At 57.8% G+C, this 1,788-nt stretch carries 2 protein-coding genes and 1 pseudogene; all 3 read right to left on the bottom strand.

Going from position 1 to position 1,788, the window contains the following annotated elements:
- A pseudogene (locus tag AB4043_RS24985) lies at window positions 1–454 on the bottom strand (polyribonucleotide nucleotidyltransferase); the annotation flags it as partial.
- Window positions 455–784: 330 nt separating this feature from the next.
- Window positions 785–1,051 (bottom strand): 30S ribosomal protein S15, encoded by a 267-nt coding sequence (gene rpsO, locus AB4043_RS24980; RefSeq protein WP_147648515.1) that lies wholly within the window; start codon window positions 1,049–1,051, stop codon window positions 785–787.
- 89 nt (window positions 1,052–1,140) lie between these two features.
- On the bottom strand, window positions 1,141–1,788 hold a 648-nt coding region (locus tag AB4043_RS24975; protein ID WP_442308456.1), incomplete at its 5' end, for an endo-1,4-beta-xylanase.

Genomic DNA, 1,788 nt, shown 5'->3' with positions numbered 1-1,788 from the left:
GAACTGCGCCGACCGGACCGGAAAATGGGATGTCCGACAGCGCCAGGGCGCAGGATGCCGCATTGATGGCGACGACGTCAGGATCGTTTTCCTTGTCTGCGGAATAAACGAAGCCAACCACCTGCGTCTCATTGCGGAAGCCTTCCGGGAACAGCGGACGGATGGGACGATCGATCTGGCGTGCAGTGAGAATCTCCTTCTCCGAAGGACGGCCCTCACGCTTGATAAAGCCGCCGGGAATACGTCCACCGGCATAGGTAAACTCGCGATACTCAACGGTGAGCGGGAAGAAATCAATACCTTCCTTTGGCTCCGGGCTGGCAACAGCCGTGCCGAGGACTACGGTATCGCCGCTGGTCGTCAGCGCAGCGCCTGAGGCCTGCTTCGCAATCCGTCCCGTCTCAAATGTAATTCGCTTGCCGCCGGCAAGCTCAACAGTCACTTCCTGTTTCATCTAGTGTTCTCTCTTTCTTTCTCTTCTGTCTTCGTCTCGAAACCTGGTGTTGTGCGTCTGTCAGACACACGACTGCAAAGACATGGCGGGCCATTGGCGGCGGCCATGCAATACAGCAAATTTGGGTTGGGGATGCCCTGACAGAGGCGCGCCTGGCTGTTCAGCTACCATCGCGCCTGTCATTACCGCGCGCTCCAGAGGGGCGGAAAAGCATAAACGGCTGCTGAAGTCCGCATAGCGGACCCCGCAGCCGTATATGGAAATTTCGTGCGCGTGGGCATAGTTACTCGTGCCGCGTAAAGCTCAACCGGAAGCAGATGATGAATCCGCTTACTTACGGATGCCCAGCTTGCCGATCACTTCGCGGTAGCGGTCAGAGTCGTTCTTCTTGAGGTAGTCCAGCAGGCGACGGCGCTTGCTGACAAGCATCAGCAGGCCGCGACGGGAGCCATGGTCCTTCTTATGGGTCTTGAAGTGCTCCGTCAGCTCGCCGATCCGCTCGCTCAGAATCGCAATCTGGACCTCGGGGCTACCAGTATCCGAATCATGCGTGCGGAATTTGGTGATAATTTCTGTCTTCTTGGCAGGTGCTAACACGGGATTACGTTGCTCCTCTACTTCTCTTCTCTTAAATTCACTCGTCTAGTGTCTTCTGTAGGATACCATTCTTGCCTTTGCCGGGCAATTTACCGGGCAGTCCTATAGACCAGGCTTTGACGGCGTCGGCACTGAATCCCGACCGCATCGAGAGGCACACGTCTCGCCTTTAGCCGCCGCAACAGGAGCAGGACAGCACTGCGCTTTTGTTCCGCGTCGTAGGTCTCGCTCTCCAGACCATAGTCGTTGTAGCTCAGAAGCGCCGCCGGGTCCGCCGCACGCGCTGCCTGAAAGGCCACTTCGATATAGTCCGGCCCCACCATTCGAAGCCAGAACGAGTTCCGCAGGCCGTCAGGGCGATTGTCCTTTACTTCGACGGCCTCATTCACAACGTCCCAGGAGTGCATTCTCCCCGTATATCGGCCCGCARCTGCCTGAATATGTTCGGTCAGTTGCCGGCGGGCCTCCTGCGCAGAATCGATCGCCTCCACCCACGACGGCAGCGAACGATGCCAGCACAGCGTGTGTCCGCGTAGACGAATCCGGTTCTGCTCCGCAAAGGTAAGCAATGCATCCGCCTGCTCGAACGAATACTGACCGCGTGTGGGCCGCAGTGCGCCCCACTTCATCGCATTTTCAGGAACAATCAGGCTGGCCTGGTCACGCACTACGGCTACGTAGTGGGGGTCCTGCAACAGTTTCGGATCCACGGCGAATCCGGTCAAAAGACGATGTTC

It is taken from the genome of Terriglobus sp. YAF25 (assembly GCF_052113305.1).
GTDB lineage: Bacteria > Acidobacteriota > Terriglobia > Terriglobales > Acidobacteriaceae > Terriglobus.
The sequence above is the reverse complement of the archived record's forward strand: the minus strand, read 5'-3'. Positions and strand labels throughout refer to the sequence as shown.